This window comes from Paenibacillus sp. V4I9, from assembly GCF_030817295.1.
Taxonomy (GTDB): domain Bacteria; phylum Bacillota; class Bacilli; order Paenibacillales; family NBRC-103111; genus Paenibacillus_E.
The window spans coordinates 5576418-5592395 of record NZ_JAUSZE010000001.1 but is presented as its reverse complement, the minus strand read 5'-3'; the positions used below and the strand labels follow the sequence as shown (position 1 = coordinate 5592395).

General features: G+C 47.5%; 11 protein-coding genes and 1 pseudogene. 11 read left to right on the top strand and 1 reads right to left on the bottom strand.

All coding sequences use genetic code 11. The features are described 5' to 3' along the window. The first annotated feature begins 108 nt into the window (after positions 1–108). From QFZ81_RS26055 to QFZ81_RS37505, 9 genes and pseudogenes are all read left to right on the top strand, one after another. Positions 109–1467, top strand: a complete 1359-nt coding sequence (locus tag QFZ81_RS26055; protein ID WP_307605334.1) for an ABC transporter substrate-binding protein — start codon at positions 109–111, stop codon at positions 1465–1467. Positions 1468–1532: 65 nt separating this feature from the next. Next, entirely contained in the window at positions 1533–2522 is a 990-nt protein-coding gene (locus QFZ81_RS26050) for a carbohydrate ABC transporter permease (RefSeq protein WP_307605333.1), read from the top strand. A 1-nt stretch (position 2523) separates the two neighbouring features. Further along, positions 2524–3345: a carbohydrate ABC transporter permease gene (locus tag QFZ81_RS26045; protein WP_307440086.1), complete on the top strand. Its 822-nt coding sequence runs from the start codon at positions 2524–2526 to the stop codon at positions 3343–3345. A 61-nt stretch (positions 3346–3406) separates the two neighbouring features. Then, positions 3407–4426, top strand: a complete 1020-nt coding sequence (locus QFZ81_RS26040) for an S-layer homology domain-containing protein (protein WP_307605332.1) — start codon at positions 3407–3409, stop codon at positions 4424–4426. 52 nt (positions 4427–4478) lie between these two features. Continuing rightward, positions 4479–4649: a hypothetical protein gene (locus QFZ81_RS26035; protein WP_307440090.1), complete on the top strand. Its 171-nt coding sequence runs from the start codon at positions 4479–4481 to the stop codon at positions 4647–4649. After that, positions 4643–5269: a dockerin type I repeat-containing protein gene (locus QFZ81_RS26030; protein ID WP_307605331.1), complete on the top strand. Its 627-nt coding sequence runs from the start codon at positions 4643–4645 to the stop codon at positions 5267–5269. The genes QFZ81_RS26035 and QFZ81_RS26030 overlap by 7 nt, the downstream gene beginning before the upstream one ends. 116 nt (positions 5270–5385) lie before the next feature. Next, on the top strand, positions 5386–11286 hold the full coding sequence (locus tag QFZ81_RS26025; RefSeq protein WP_307605330.1) for a GH92 family glycosyl hydrolase: 5901 nt from the start codon (positions 5386–5388) through the stop codon (positions 11284–11286). 36 nt (positions 11287–11322) lie between these two features. Then, positions 11323–11613: pseudogene (locus QFZ81_RS37510) on the top strand (glycoside hydrolase N-terminal domain-containing protein); the annotation flags it as partial. A gap of 42 nt (positions 11614–11655) precedes the next feature. Beyond that, positions 11656–11931, top strand: coding sequence for a glycosyl hydrolase family 95 catalytic domain-containing protein (locus tag QFZ81_RS37505; RefSeq protein ID WP_373463792.1), 276 nt, complete (start codon positions 11656–11658; stop codon positions 11929–11931). Between the two features lie 299 nt (positions 11932–12230). On the opposite strand, the gene QFZ81_RS26015 is transcribed toward QFZ81_RS37505, so the two are convergent. Continuing rightward, positions 12231–13100: an AraC family transcriptional regulator gene (locus tag QFZ81_RS26015; protein ID WP_307605329.1), complete on the bottom strand. Its 870-nt coding sequence runs from the start codon at positions 13098–13100 to the stop codon at positions 12231–12233. 139 nt (positions 13101–13239) lie between these two features. Here QFZ81_RS26015 and QFZ81_RS26010 point away from each other — a divergent pair, with 139 nt between their 5' ends. Together QFZ81_RS26010 and QFZ81_RS26005 are read left to right on the top strand one after the other, a co-directional pair. Beyond that, a complete protein-coding gene (locus tag QFZ81_RS26010) occupies positions 13240–14013 on the top strand; it encodes a phytanoyl-CoA dioxygenase family protein (RefSeq protein ID WP_307605328.1) in 774 nt (257 codons plus the stop codon). Between the two features lie 388 nt (positions 14014–14401). Beyond that, positions 14402–15976 (top strand): phytoene desaturase family protein, encoded by a 1575-nt coding sequence (locus QFZ81_RS26005; protein ID WP_307440102.1) that lies wholly within the window; start codon positions 14402–14404, stop codon positions 15974–15976. Positions 15977–15978 lie beyond the last annotated feature (2 nt).

Genomic DNA, 15978 nt, shown 5'->3' with positions numbered 1-15978 from the left:
AAAAAACGGAAGAAAAGATAGATTTACCTCATTAAATGAATTTCCAATAATAAGTAAAATGATAGATGTAAAGCGGTTTCAAACATAGTGACTGAAAGGGGAAGTACTGTGAAACGCAAATTATCTATCATTCTTACGACGGTAACCGTAACGGGATCGCTTCTTACTGCTTGCGGCACGAGCACAAAGGAGGCGACAAACAACAGCCCGGCTCCGAGTGCGGCTGCAAATACGCCAGCGGCTACAGCAGCTGCATCGGCGACTTCGGCACCGGCGGCGACCAAAAAGCAGGTGGAAATCTTTAGCTGGTGGACGGGTGCCGGTGAAGAAGCGGGACTCCAAGGACTTATTAAATTGTTCAAAGGCAAATACGCTGATATCGAAGTTATTAATGCTGCCGTAGCTGGGGGAGCCGGTACAAATGCAAAAGCAGTACTCGCAAGCCGCATGCAGGGCGGCGATCCGCCATCCGCTTTCCAAGTTCATGGCGGGGCCGAGTTAAATACCGGTTGGGTTGCTGCCGGCAAGGTCAGCCCCTTAAATGATCTGTACGATAAGGAAGGCTGGAAGGATAAGTTTCCGAAGGACCTAATCGACATGGTTAGTAAGGATGGCAACATTTACTCTGTACCGGTCAATATCCACCGTGGAAATGTGATATTTTACAACAAGAAAATTTTTGATCAAAACGGTTTGAAAGCGCCTACTACATTTGATGAGTTCATCAAGGTAGCGGATGCTTTGAAAGCCAAAGGAATTACTCCGCTGGCGCTCGGCGACAAAGAGCCTTGGACGGCGACGATGCTGTTTGAAAACGTTTTGCTGGGTGAGCTTGGCGCGGACGACTATAAAAAATTGTGGACTGGCGAGATTCCATTCGACGATGCGCGCGTGAAAAAATCGCTCGAAACCTTTAAAAAGATGCTGACTTATGTGAATAAGGATCACGCTGCCCGTAACTGGCAAGATGCTGCGCAATTGGTTGCCAAAGGCGAAGCGGCCATGAACAACATGGGTGACTGGGCTAAAGGCTACTTCACGACCGATCTGAAATTGAAAGCGAATGAAGATTTCGGTTGGGCGGCATCCCCGAATACAAACGGAACTTTCATGGTCGTGACGGATACCTTCGCGCTTCCGAAAGATTCTAAGGATCAAGCGACAGCCAAAGAATTCTTGAAGGTTCTTGGCTCCGTGGAAGGTCAGGACGTGTTTAACCCGCTGAAAGGATCTATTCCGGCAAGGGTTGATGCGGATGCTTCCAAATACGATATTTACGGGAAAACGACGATTGAGGACTTCAAAAAGAGCAAGCTGACGCCAAGTATGGCACACGGTTCTGCGGCACCGGAAGGTTTTACAACTCAGGCTAACCAAGCGATCAACATCTTCGTTACACAAGGCAATGTTGAGCAAGCGGCTAAAGCGCTCAAAGCGGCGCAGGATGCCAACGGTATGAAGAAATAAGGAAAAATCGGCAGGGCCAGATGGCAGGTAAGGCATCTGACCCTGTTTCTCTGGAGTGTGAATACATGAATTCATTCCGTTCAAGCGCTCGACTGGGTACTGCGCAATCCAACACCAACACTGAGTTACGCCGGCGCCGCGTATGGAAGTCAGAGAAGTATGTCCCCATCCTCATGCTGCTGCCATCATTAGCGGCGATTGCCATTTTTGTGTATGGATTTATCGCCTGGACCGGATACGTTTCATTAACCCAATGGAACACCCTTGTCAAAAACCTTACATTTGCAGGATTCAGCAATTATCAGTTTCTGTTCAATGATTTCCGGTTTCAATCGGATTTTAGAAATACGATTGTATTTACGGCTCTTTTCATAGCTGGAGGTATGATTATCGGCTTGTTTCTGGCGGTTATGGTAGACAGGAAGGTGCGCGGAGAAGCTTTTTTTCGTAATATTTTTGTCTTTCCTATGGCGCTTTCGTTCATCGTAACAGGTGTTGTGTGGCAATGGATTCTGAACCCGACGACAGGGATCAACCTGCTGCTGAAGTCACTTGGAGTTTCTAACGTACCGAGCTGGTTTGTAAGCACAGAGATTGTACCGAAGATTCATTTCGGTCAAATTGATATGGGTATCCCTGTAGCTATCATTGCCGTGGCAATTGCCGCCATCTGGCAAATGTCCGGATTCGCAATGGCGATGTACCTGGCCGGATTGCGGGGTATATCTGAGGATCTGCGGGAGGCTGCGCGCGTAGACGGCGCGACCGAATGGCAGGTGCTGCGCAAGGTCATCCTGCCGCAGTTGAAACCGATCACGATGAGCCTAATCATTATTTTGGCACATATTTCGCTAAAGATTTTCGATCTGGTCTATGCAATGACAGGACCGGGAGCCATGTTTGTGACAGATGTACCGGGCGTTTATATGTTCGAAACGACGTTCCGTGGGAACCATTATGCGCAGGGTGCCGGTATTGCAATGATCATGCTGCTTCTCGTTTCCTTGCTCATTGTCCCTTACTTGATCTTAAACATGCGCAAGGAGGAGAGTTAAGATGCCGCTGGAGCGCATAAATCGTACTCTGCTGTATGTGGCCCTGATCGTTTTGGCGATTGCTTATCTGATCCCGGTTTACGTGATGATCATTACGAGCGTCAAAGGCCTAGACGAAATCACATTGGATAGAATGTGGGCGCTGCCCGAAAGTTTTAACCTGAAGGGCTATCAAGAGGCGTTCAAGAAGCTGATCCCCAACTTGACAAACAGCTTTTTGTTGGCCATCCCCGCTACGTTGTTATCAGCTTTGTTTGGATCTTTAAACGGGTACATCTTATCCAAATGGAAGTTTAAAGGCGCAGACGTTCTATTTACGCTCATGCTATTCGGGATGTTCATTCCGTACCAAAGTATTCTCATCCCGCTCATTCAATTCTTGCAATCCATTAAACTGTACAACTCGATTCCCGGGTTAATTCTCGTTCACGTCGTGTACGGACTTCCGATCTGCACCTTGATGTTTCGTAACTTTTACATAGGGGTTCCTACGGAAGTGCTAGAGTCTGCCAAAATCGATGGAAATGGATTTTTTGGTATTTATCGATACATCATCATCCCTCTTTCCTTAACTGGGTTTGTGGTTGTTGGTATCTGGCAGTTCACCAGTGTATGGAATGAATTCCTGTTTGCAGTTACACTTACGACACAGAAGCAGCAGCCGATCATGGTTGCCCTGCAGAACTTGTCCGGCAGTCAAATCGTACAGTGGAACGTGCAGATGGCAGGGGCCATACTAGCAGCTTTACCTACACTTCTCGTCTATATTTTCTTGAGCCGATACTTTATCCGTGGCCTACTCGCAGGTTCAATTAAAGGATAACGCTAACGAAAAAGTTATAGCCCACTTCAGTAAATGAATTTATTGGGAAGGAAGAGCATACATGCTGCGCAAACTTTTGACGATGAACTTGGCCTTAACGATTTGTATACTTCTGCTTCCCATATCTGCATGGGCAGCAAGCCAGGCTTCTTACACGCTGACCATTTCTAATGATAAACCAGAGGTAGGTCATGAGGTTCAGATCATTGTAAAGGGACAGCATCTCGAGGATGTATACGCTTATGAAGTCAATTTGGACTATGATCCTAGTCAGCTGAAGTTCAAGGATGCGAAAAGTGCTATAAAGGGATTTTCTATTCCACCCATCGTAAAAAATAACCGGATTCAATTTGCGAACACTAAAATTGGCAAGGAATCCGGGGAAGGCGGAGATGTAACCTTGTGTACACTGACCTTCACGGTTATTGGAAAAGGGCAAGCCATCGTTAAGCTCACGGATGTGAAGCTCGTTAGCAGCAGTATGGTCTCCACTAAGCAGAACGCCGGTGTGCAGATTGCAGCAGAAATCCACGGTGATTTGGCACCGTTTAGCGATATTTACGGTCATTGGGCTAGAGAATCGATAGATAAAGCAGCTAAACTCGGATTTGTAAGCGGATACGAGGACGGCACCTTCCATCCGCAAGGACTCGTCACACGCGCCGAGTTTGCAGCGATGCTGGCGAAGGCACTTCATTTGCCGATTAACGGGAACGGACAGCTTGCTTTTGCAGATCTGGAGCAAATCCCAGACTGGGCGAGATCAAGCATCTCAGCAGTTACGACGGCAGACATTGTGACGGGTTATGAAGATCATACCTTCCGTGCGAATCAAATGATCTCACGCGCCGAAATTACGACGATGATTGTTCGCGCCCTCGGCACTAACGTGAATTCAGCAAGCGTATCGACCTTTGCCGATGTCGATCAAATTCCGGATTGGGCGCAGGCTTTCGTTTCGACTGCAGCTGGGTTGGGTATTATCCAAGGCAAAGGGGATAACCTTTTCGTACCTAATGAAAATGCGACCAGGGCAGAAGCAGTCACGATCATCCTGTCTATGCTTGCTCAGAAGCATTGATTAGAAGTTAGTTATATATACTAATTTATTTCGTGAGAGAGGAAGACAGGCAATGAGAATGAGCAGAAGGAAAAGTGAGTTCATTGTACTTTCCATCCTCATGCTTTTGTTTATCAATCTATTTGCGGAACCGCCGATTGCTTTGGCTGAGCGGACCAAGTCCGGTTCATTGCGATCAGTCAAGGCGAAGCGCATACCGTCAAGAGCGACGAAGATTTGCTGACTCTGCATTGGGCTGCCAAGCAGCTTGCCAGTCCATCCGCAGCTATGGTTTCGATCACTAATCTCGTGATATCTAATGCCGAAGGTGTGGAACTAACCGGGGGCGGCGCTTCGCATACGATTCAAATCACTGTGGGTAAGCCCGGTGATCTGAACGGCGATAACCAGTTCACCATAGGTGATTTGGCCATTGCTGCTAGAGCTTACGGTAAAACCTCGGAAGACCCGGATTGGTCGCAGTACCGGAGAGCAGATGTTAATCATGACGGCAAGGTGCTGATTGAAGATCTTGTGATCATAGCAAGAGCGATTTTTGATCGAGATACGACTGCGCCGAATAAACCGGTTTGGACCTCGGAAAAACGTTTGACGGTAACTAACGTTACGTATTCCGGAATGACATTAACCTGGTCTGGAGCTGTTGATTCGTCCGGTGTAACTGGCTTTAAAGTTTACCAGGAGGGCCGTGAGATCGGTTCGGTTACGGATAGTGTGTATGCCATTAGGCGACAACAAGATCTCTGTAAGCGAGCTGGCGATCATTGCGTCGGCTTACAGCAGAACTTCGAACGATCCAGAATGGGCGAAGTATGTAAGAGCAGATGTCAATCACGACGGTAAGGTGGATATTGAAGATTGTGCTGTCATTGCCGGATTACTTCTTCGTTAAAGGCTCAAATGGGTGAATGTGATACTTTTTCGGAATTGAAAACAAAACAAATAGGAGGTTTTCTGGAATGAGTAACCGGAAAGCTAGGAAGTTTCTGGCAATCGCAACAAGCTTTACGATTCTAACAGGGGCTTTTTACATTCCTTCAAATCAAAGGGCGTCAGCAGCTGGTAAAGCAGCTGATTTTTTCTCGTCATTTGAGGCAAGTGATCCCAGTGTGACCTGGGAGAATACCGTTGAAACAGACGCAGATGGAAACCGTCTGATGTCGGGTATCGACGGAAATACTCCCTTTACCGGGATACCAGGCAGCATTACAAATAAAGTCGTTGAAGTGACGGCAAAAGGAGAAAACGCCGGTGCCGGTGAAGTGCCCATCAATCTGATTGACGCAAACTCGAATTCCAAATGGCTGGATTTTGAGTCGACAAGCTGGTTAAGATTCAAGCTTTCCGAACCAACTGCGGTCGTAAAGTATGCCTTAACCTCTGCCAACGATGCTCCAGGGAGGGACCCTAAAAACTGGACGCTTGAAGGCTCCAGTGACGGCAGCACCTGGACGACGCTGGATACGAGAACGAACCAATCGTTCAGTGAGCGTTTTCAGACCCATGAATATGACTTCGTAAATGAAACCCCTTACTTATACTATCGCTTTAACATTACCGCAAACAGCGGTGATTCCATTATCCAATTGGCAGAGTTCCAACTTTCCAATGGCATTGTGCTCCCGCCGCCACCTCCATCGGAAATGAAGTCGAATGTTTCCAAAGGTCCTTCAGGGCTTTATAACGCGAAGTCAAATGTAGGCTGGACCGGGTTAAAAGGATTCATCTATTCAGGTATCCACAAGGTTGACGGTAGAGCATACTCCTACAATAAGGTTTATGATGTTGATATTCTCGTGACGCCAAATACCGAGTTGTCTTATTATATTGCTCCCGAGTTTACGGATACAGCGAAGATGGATTACGCCAGTACCTATGCAGCGGTTGATCTTGCATTCTCAGACGGCACGTATTTGCATGATCTCGGCGCAGTCGACCAGCACGGCGTTAAGCTGAACCCTCAGGATCAAGGAAATTCCAAAACGCTGTATAACAACCAATGGAATTTCAAAAAAACGAGTATTGGCACAGTTGCAGCAGGTAAAACCATTAAGCGCATCCTCATGTCTTACGATAACCCTACGGCCGCAGCTGAAGCAGGATTTAAAGGAACTATCGACGATTTGAAAATCGAAGGTAATCCCGTTCCTAAAACGTACAGCCGGCTTTCAGAATATGCAAACATCCTGAGGGGCACGCAATCAAACGGTTCTTTTTCCAGAGGGAATACGATCCCTGCCGTTGCCGTACCTCATGGTTTTAATTTTTGGATACCGAAAACAAATGCAGGCTCGGACTGGGCTTATAACTACAACCAAGGTAATAACGCGAATAACCTCCCGACGATACAGGCTTTTGCTTTAAGCCATGAGCCGAGCCCTTGGATGGGCGACCGCCAAACATTCCATATCATGCCTTCCGACATAGCAGGAACTCCAAGTATCAGCCGTACAACACGGGCACTACCGTTCAAGCATGCAAATGAGATCGCGAAACCCCACTATTACGGTGTCACCTTTGAAAATGGTCTCAAAACGGAATTCACGTCAACAGATCATGCCGCCATGTTCCGATTCACGTTTGCAGGAAATTCGTCTAACCTGATTTTTGATAATCAGAGCAATAGCGGTGGGATTACACTCGATGCTGCCAACCAAACCATCTCAGGCTATTCGGATCAAAAAAGCGGGCTTTCCACGGGCGCAACACGCATCTTCATCTATGCGACTTTCGATAAACCGGTCACTGCAAGCGGCAAGCTTACTGGCAGCGGCGGCGGTGGAACGAATGTGCAGGCTTACTACAAATTCGATACTACGACCGATAAAGTAGTGACGATGAAGATCGCTACTTCTCTGATCAGCTTAGATCAAGCGAAGAGAAACCTGGAACTTGAAATCAACCCTGCGGATACGATCGAAACGATCAAAGAGAGGGCACAAACGCAGTGGGATCAGCAAATGGGTGTTATTCAAGTGGAAGGTGCTACAGAAGACCAGCTAGTTACCTTGTACTCGAACATGTACCGCTTATTTCTTTATCCAAACTCAGCGTTTGAAAATGTCGGCACCAAGGAAGCGCCGGTATACAAACATGCCGATCAAACACCTGTTACAACCTGTTCGACGAGTACGGCAACGAATACATGCACTAAAATTGCAGACGGTAAAATTTATGCTAATAATGGTTTCTGGGATACGTATCGAACAGCTTGGCCAGCATACAGTTTATTGTCGCCTACGAAAGCCGGAGAATTTATCGATGGATTCGTTCAGCATTATCGGGATGGAGGTTGGATCTCCAGATGGTCTTCGCCAGGCTATGCCGATTTGATGGTAGGAACTAGCGCGAATGTGGCTTTTGCAGATGCTTACCTGAAGGGTGTCACGAACTTCGACGTTCAAAGCTTCTATCAATCTGCGTTGAAAGACGCAGCCGTCACACCGCCTAATTCGAATGTCGGAAGAAAAGGAATGTCCACTTCCGTGTTCGATGGATATACCAACACAGGTACTGGAGAAGGACTGGCGTGGGCGATGGATGGATATATCAACGATTACGGCATCGCGAATCTGGCTGATGCGTTGGCTAAGAAAAACGACTCAAGCGATCCATACAACACGCACTACAAGGACGATCAACAATATTACATCAACCGGGCGCAAAATTATGTCAATATGTTTAACCCGAATTTGAAATTTTTTAACGGAAGGACTGCAAGCGGAGCTTGGCGTTCAACACCTGAAGATTTCGACCCTAGAGATTGGGGTAATGATTACACGGAAACGAATGCTTGGAATATGGCTTTCCACGCACCGCAAGACGGCCAAGGTTTGGCTAATTTGTATGGCGGAAGAGAGAAGCTGGCCGAAAAGCTGGATCAATTCTTCAGCATACCGGAGCCTGCTTCCACGGATAATGCGGGTTCATATGGCGGTGTGATTCACGAGATGACAGAAGCCAGAGATGTAAGAATGGGACAGTATGGACACAGTAATCAGCCGTCGCATCACATTATTTACATGTATGATTACGCTGGAAAGCCGTGGAAAACACAGGAAAAGGTTCGCGAAGCGCTTGACCGTCTGTATCTGGGCAGCGAGATCGGCCAAGGCTATGCGGGCGATGAAGATAACGGTGAAATGTCCGCGTGGTACATTTTCGGATCCTTAGGCTTCTATCCGCTCAAAATGGGAAGCCCGGAATATGCGATCGGCGCACCATTATTCAAAAAAGCGACGATCAATCTCGAAAACGGCAGTAAACTCGTTATCAACGCACCGAATAATAGCAAATCTAACAAATACGTTCAAAGCTTGAAGGTGAATGGCGATGCGTATTTGAAAACATCTCTGCCGCATGCAGTCCTTGCAGCCGGCGCAACGCTGGATTTTGACATGGGGCCGGCACCATCCGCATGGGGAAGCGGCGAAAACGACGTGCCTGCCTCCATTACTCAAGGCTCGGTCGTTCCAACTCCGCTAAAAGATATGACGGATAAAATGGTTTCTCAAGGATTTGCCAAAGTAGCGGATAGTGCAAACAGCTCCACAATTGGCAATCTGTTCGACAATAATTCTTCTACCCGTGTTACGTTCAACAGTCAAACGCCATGGATTCAATATCAATTCATCGGCTCGAAAAAGCTGGCTAAGATGTATACGCTCACTTCCGGCAATACCGAAGGAGATGCAAAAAGCTGGACGCTGAATGGCTCGAATGACGGACAAAACTGGAGCGTATTGGATGAAAGAACGAACGAAACCTTTGCTTCGCGTTCATTTACTCGTCCATTTACGATACAGCATCCGGATAAATACGCTTATTACCGTTTAGAGGTTAGCACAAACTCCGGCGCTGCTACCACTTCGTTCGCTGAAATCGAGCTCCTTGGCTACCCGGTACCTGCTGCAAGCGATGAAGTCGCCGTAGCGGAAACCCTGCAAAGCCTGGATTTGGGCGACACGAGCGCAGTCACCAAAAAGTTGAGCCTGCCTAACGAAAACATCGAGTACGGTACGACAATTACTTGGGAAAGCTCCAAACCGTCAGTCGTGAGTAAGGAAGGGAAAATTTTGAAACGCCCGGATTTAGGACAGCCGAACGAGAGCCTAACGTTGACGGCAACGGTGCAAAGAGGAAGCGCACATGCAACGAAAACAATAAACATTACAGTGCTTGCGATCACTGCAGCAGATCTGCATTATGGCGCCGGCATTGATTTCAAGACGGGACTGGAACCAGGTGATGTTATGCCGACTTGGGAAAACCATACAATTGATTCCAAGAACATCAGTGAATTCTGCTGTGGTATCGGAGGCATGGAAACGAAGGCCGGCACACCAGGCCGCAATAGCAGCTCAACGGCGATTCTGTATTCAGGCAATGCGACGAATGCGGCTGAGAACTATGCATACAGTCAGATGTTTGATGCTGAGTTCGACATCAAGCCTTCCACCGTGCTTTCATACTGGATCTATCCGGAAGGCAGTGCCGCAACTGTGCTTCCCGGCAATGTAAGAACAACGAGCCAACATTATGCGGTTGACCTGCTCTTCACTGACGGCACTTATTTGCACAATTTGGGTGCCACCGATCAGAATGGCATCGGCCTCAATCCACTGGCTCAAGGAAATGGCGGTAAGCTGATTGCCGATCAATGGAATTTCGTTTCATCCAACATCGGAGCAGTGGCAGCTGGGAAAAGGGTGGATAAAATCCTCATTTCCTTCAACGGTACAGGGAAAACTGGATATTCACGCGGACTTTTCGATGATATCGCGATCGAACACGCTCAAAGCGAGCCTGGTGCAGTAGTATCAGGAAGCTCGACTGTTGTGGCGGGCCAAACCTTTGATTTGATCTATGGACTGGGTAGTGTGACTCAAAGTGTATATGGCCAGGATATCACCGTTACGTATGATGCCGACAAATTTGACTGGCAATCCGGGGAATCCTTGAAAGATAACGACTTTGTTATTGTGGATAAAAAGGCAACGCCAGGCCAAATCCGAATTCTTGCGGTTCATGTAGGACCGAGCGCTTCGAATCCGAATGGAGCCTTGTTGAAGCTTCATTTTCAAGCTAAAGCAGCTGAGCTTGGAGCAACCGGCACAATAGCCGTTCACCATGTTGTTGTGGCGGACGGAGAAGGTGTGGAGGCGGAATTGCCGGGCGCTTCGAAAACGATACGTTTTTCAAGCGTAGATAAAACGGCGCTCAACAGCTTGATTGCCGAAGCACAAGCTTTTCATGATACGGCAGTTGAAGGCAGCAAATACGGCCAGTATCCGGCAGGTTCGAAAGCAGCGCTGCAAACGGCTATCAATGCTGCTAAAGCCGTAGCTGACAGCACGCAAGCCACGCAGAATGAAGTTGACTCGGCGGGCATTCAGCTGAATACAGCGCTGCTAACGTTCAAGAACTCCATCATCAGCACGGTGGACAAAAAGGCGCTTAACGCTTTGATCGCACAAGCGCAATCGGCGCATGACGCTGCAGTAGAAGGCACTGGCATCGGTCAATATCCTGCTGGCTCCAAAGCGATTCTGCTAGCTGCTATTCAAACGGCTAGCCAAATTGCTGGCGATACTGCGGTTACGCAATCGCAAGTCGATCAGACGGTGACTGTATTGAATACGGCCTTGGAAGGCTTCCGTGCCTCCGTGAATACACGTATTCCAGGAGATGTTAACGGCGACGATAAGGTCAGTATCGGTGACTTGGGAATAATGGCCGCCTACTATGGCAAAACATCCGGCGATACGAATTGGAACTTGTACAAGAAAGCGGATCTGAATAACGATGGCGTGATCGATATCGTCGACCTTGCGCTCATAGCAAACAAGATTCTTGGTTAAAGCTTTGCGTCGGGAGGATAGCATCGTTATCGGCGAGAGGCGTTCGTCAGTTACCCGGACCATGTGCTTGTCTACCGGCTCGAGACTGATTGCCCGGCAGGAATGAGACTGCGTGCCCGTTTCGACCGAAAGAAGGGGAAATATGTTGACTATACGGGCAAGCGAGGGGACACCGGACTCGTGATGCGAAACAGCTGTTACGGAACGGGCGGAACCGACTATGCCGTCATGGTTAGAGCTGTTTCGGAGACAGGGACGATAAGAACCGTCGGTGAGCATATCGTCGTAAAAGGTGCCGGAACCGTTGAATTTAGGGTCTCGATTGCTACAACGTTTCGATATCCCGATGCCGAGCAGGCCTGCCTGGACTTGTTGGACGCCGTATCGCAAGTTCCCTATTCGGAATTGTTAGCCCGTCATACGGCCGATCATCGGAAGTTGCTCCAGCGGGTTATGCTTCAATTGCGGGATGAGCACAGGAAGGAGAAGTCAGCCCTTTCAACGCCTGAGAGATTGGAACTGGTGAAGCGGGGGGATGACGACCCGGGGTTGGTTGAATTGTATTTCCAGTTCGGCCGATATTTGCTGATCGCGAGCAGCAGGTCCGGCAGCTTGCCGGCCAACCTCCAAGGAATCAAATTGTAAGTATCTAGTAATTGATAATTCAGAAAATCTATTAAGTTCGCGTAAATTATGTAAAAATCATTTCTTGCTATCTTAGGTGCATAGTTGTTGAAAATTTAAACACGTGCCAATTTGGTATCGTGTTTTTTTGTGTTGAAAAACATAGTTTTGCGACAATTCATCTTACAATAACTATGCGAAACGACAAAACATAATACAGAAGGCGCCAAAAACAAGTTGCAATATCACTAAAATAAGGGCAAAAAAACGACAAAACAAGCTACAATTCACAGGGGAGGAGTGTTATTGTGAGTAAAAACTTACAAACGATTCTTTTCCTGCTGTCGGAACTTGCCTGGTGGTACCTTCTTCTCTTCCATAAAGGTACGAGAAAAATAATGGACAGAAGAAAAGCCGGTCACTTCGGCAATTTCTTTAATTGAAAGCTCGCTTGTCAGAAGCAAGTGGGCCGCTTGGCGTATGCGTTCGCTTCGAATGAAGTCGGTAAAAGTCTCGTGTATGCCCTCAGAGAACAAGCGTGATAGATGACGTTCTGAGACGTTGAGATAACCAGCAACATGTCCAAGATGAAGCGGCTGGGATAAGTTATCACGGATATAAAGCTTGGCGCGCTGCAGCAGAATATGTGTATTTTTACGGTGAAAGTAAGGTTTAGTCATGTCTTTTCCGAATAACGAAAGAAAGGATACTAGAAGTGTGTAGGCAAGCGAGGGAATCGCAGCAGGCGGCAAGCTCCCCTTCCCTTCTCGAATCAAGAGTGACTTCCACAAGTGGGCAGTAGGGTGATGATCGGCTTCATGAATGCAAACCTCGGCATGCTCAGCTAAATCGCTGAAGGCTTCACGCATGGTGTCGTCGCTTTGTGATTCATCTAATTCGAATGCGACAAAAACGATAAATAAACCCTCTTTCGTACGGATTTGATGATTAATTCCCGGTCTCGAACAAAAGTGTGTACCTGCCTTGAGTGGGTAGAGAACCCCTTTTTCCGTATACTCACCCTCACCATCAATGATAAAGCAAACCTCAAAGAAAGAATGCTTATGGGGCTGATTGTCAAACAGGCAAGGGTTAACTCCCCAATATTGAATTTTGAAGCAAGCAGCGGGTCCATGAATGACGTTCAGGACTTCATTAAGCATAGAATCGGTTTCTTTACATAGATACATAGGCTTCATCCTTGATATTGAAATGTCCTTATTCTGCAAAAAAGTGTCCTTTGGAGAAAAAGACAGAATCCATTCACTTTCCTATAATTATAAGTAAGAAAGCGATTAAATAACAACTGGATAAATGGAGGAATGGCCTGTGATCGAACAAAAAGATGTAGATTTTTATAAAGAATATGGGTATTTACTGGTTAAGGGAGTTTTCAATCAACAGGAAGTTGAAGAAATGAGACAAGGCGTAGAGGGGATCATTAGCCGTGCTGCACAATCAAAGGCTGATCATAATTCAGCATGGCAGGGCGACTTTCTTCCGGCAGAGGAGCTGAAAAAGCTCGTCTTAAAAGGTTTTCATGATGTTCATTATCACGATGCCGCATTTATGCGAGCAGTGATTCATCCAAATATGGCTGCTGTGCTGACGCAGATTATTGGTCCTAACGTGCAGCTGCATCATTCCAAAATGCTTGTTAAACCGCCAGAGAATGGCGCAGCTTTCCCGATGCATCAAGACTATCCTTATTTTCCGCACGAAAAGCACACCATGTTAGCTGCAAGTGTGCATCTGGATCATGCAGATGAGGAGAACGGTTGCCTGCGTGTCATTCCAGGTTCGCATCGCACCGGCTCTTTGCCACATGTTGGCTCTTATTATTTGAATCATAAGGAATATCCGATTAAAGAGGGGACGCCTTGCGTGGCTGAAGCGGGTGATGTTCTGTTCTTCAATTACTTGACAATTCACGGCTCAGAGTCGAATAAGAGCTCTAGAACAAGAAGGAATGTATTGTTCCAATACCGCGACGCCAGTGATTTTCCGACCGAAAATACACATTTTGACTGGGGCATGGGTCTTATGGTTAGCGGGAAGAATCCGAATTTCACAAAGGTGAAACCTGATTATAAAATCATCTAATAGAAGGAAGTAGAAGGCGCCCTAGGGTGGCCTCTTTTTTTCTCATTGCTTCTGTTTGGAATCTGTTTTTGGTTCAAAGTTCATACAGGGCTTGCCAGAAGATGAAAGTACACTAAGACTGGGCATTGTCTGTGTTTTGAAGCTGTATGCTTTGCAGCCTCTTGGGAAATTGGCATCCCATGTAATGTAGAAATGTTGGCATTTCATGCAGTTAATACGTTGTGAATCCGTCATATCTGTCCCTCTTATTTTAAGATAAGTCTATTATAACCTATTAAAATGACGAATTTAAATAGGATTGGATCTGTCGACAAGAAGAGGCAAACCTCTCACAGCCATTAGGGTAGTATTATCCATGATGGAAGTCACTGTGAGGAGGGAATGGGAGTTGAAAACGTTTGATGTCATCCTTATTGGGAGTGGCCACAATGCTTTAATTACGGCTGCCTATTTAACACGTGCTGGAAGGAGCGTACTCGTTCTGGAGAAAAATGATCGCCCAGGAGGATTCCTTCGTACGGAGGAGCTTACTTTACCGGGGTTCAAGCATGATGTCTATGCTGCGGCACATCCTCTGCTATTGACAGGTCCGGCTTATGCCGATCTTGGTGAAGCTCTAGAGGCTCGCGGGTTACGCTATTTAAACACGGATCTGCCAACTGGAGTCTCCATGGAGGACGGGCAAACGGCTGTATTCTCGCGATCGTTCGAGGCGTTAATTGCAGAGGCCGAACGGCTTGCTCCTGGCGATGGAGCTGCTTTAGCGGCTATGTTCGAGGCATTTAATCCTTATGCAGCGGATGTTTTTGCTTTATTTAATTTGGATCTATCACGCTCCAAAGCCTCAACGATCATCGAGAAACTATTACATAATAAGGGAAGTAAAGGATACTCCGAATTTGCGGTATCGATCTTCTCGACCGCACGTAATACCGTAAGTTCCTTTCAATCACCTGTACTCCGAGCTATGTTGGCGCCGTGGGTATCTCATCTTGGGCGTACGCCTGATGAAGTCGGCAGCGGGATTTGGGTGCCTCTCACTGCAATGGCATTAATGGGAGGAGGAATGCCAATTCCCGAAGGTGGAAGCGAAAAGCTTGCCCAAGCACTGGCCCAGCTTATTCAGGACCAAGGTGGTATCATCCTCACGGAACAGGAAGCGGAGCGAATTGTAGTGAAAAACGGACGCGCCGTTGGTGTACGGACTTCGAAGGGAGAGGAGTATCGGGCGAAGCAAGCAGTCGTTGCGTCAACAAGTCCAGATCGGCTATATCTCTCACTTTTGGCTGATGCTGAGATTAGTCCTCCGCTGCTCGAACAAGCGAAGCGGTTCCGCTATGGTAGGGGCTGTGTACAGATCCATCTTTCTCTGAGTGAACCGCCGCAATGGCCAGATGCTCGCTTTGCCAAGGTCGGTCAGCCGCATTTAACTGATGGGCTCGATGGATTCACCCAGGCCATTGCACAAGGAATGGCGGATTTGCTTCCAGCAAAGCCAACTTTCACTGTGGATTGTTCCACGAATCTGGATCCGTCTCGCGCGCCTGAAGGAAAGGCTATCATGCGTATTCAGGTGCTCGAAGTACCTTGCCGTCCTCGCGGCGATGCGGCTGGTCTTATCGATGTCGGTGATGGCAGTTGGACGCCGGAGCTTACAGAGCGTTTCACTGATCGAGTACTTACGATTGTAGGAAAGCATATCCCTAATATCCCGAGTGCCATTATTGGCCATGCCGTTGTCACGCCAGACACGATTGCCAGATTCAATCCTAATTCCGGTCCAGGTGATCCATATGGCGGTGCACATGATTTGGCGCAAAGTTACCTGTTTCGGCCACTACCGGGGCAGCCGAGCCATCAAACGGAAATTCCGAACTTGTATATGTTGGGTGCGGCCACCTGGCCAGGGCACGGGATCAATGGAGGATCGGGTTATATAGTCGCCCAAAAGCTGCTGAAATAAAG

Bases quoted from the DNA above. Each gene is read 5' to 3' on its own strand.
- QFZ81_RS26050 (WP_307605333.1), top strand. From the start codon at position 1,533: ATGAATTCATTCCGTTCAAGCGCTCGACTGGGTACTGCGCAATCCAAC.
- QFZ81_RS26025 (WP_307605330.1), top strand. From the start codon at position 5,386: ATGAGTAACCGGAAAGCTAGGAAGTTTCTGGCAATCGCAACAAGCTTT.
- QFZ81_RS26015 (WP_307605329.1), bottom strand. From the start codon at position 13,100: ATGTATCTATGTAAAGAAACCGATTCTATGCTTAATGAAGTCCTGAAC.
- QFZ81_RS26035 (WP_307440090.1), top strand. From the start codon at position 4,479: ATGAGAATGAGCAGAAGGAAAAGTGAGTTCATTGTACTTTCCATCCTC.
- QFZ81_RS26040 (WP_307605332.1), top strand. From the start codon at position 3,407: ATGCTGCGCAAACTTTTGACGATGAACTTGGCCTTAACGATTTGTATA.
- QFZ81_RS26045 (WP_307440086.1), top strand. From the start codon at position 2,524: ATGCCGCTGGAGCGCATAAATCGTACTCTGCTGTATGTGGCCCTGATC.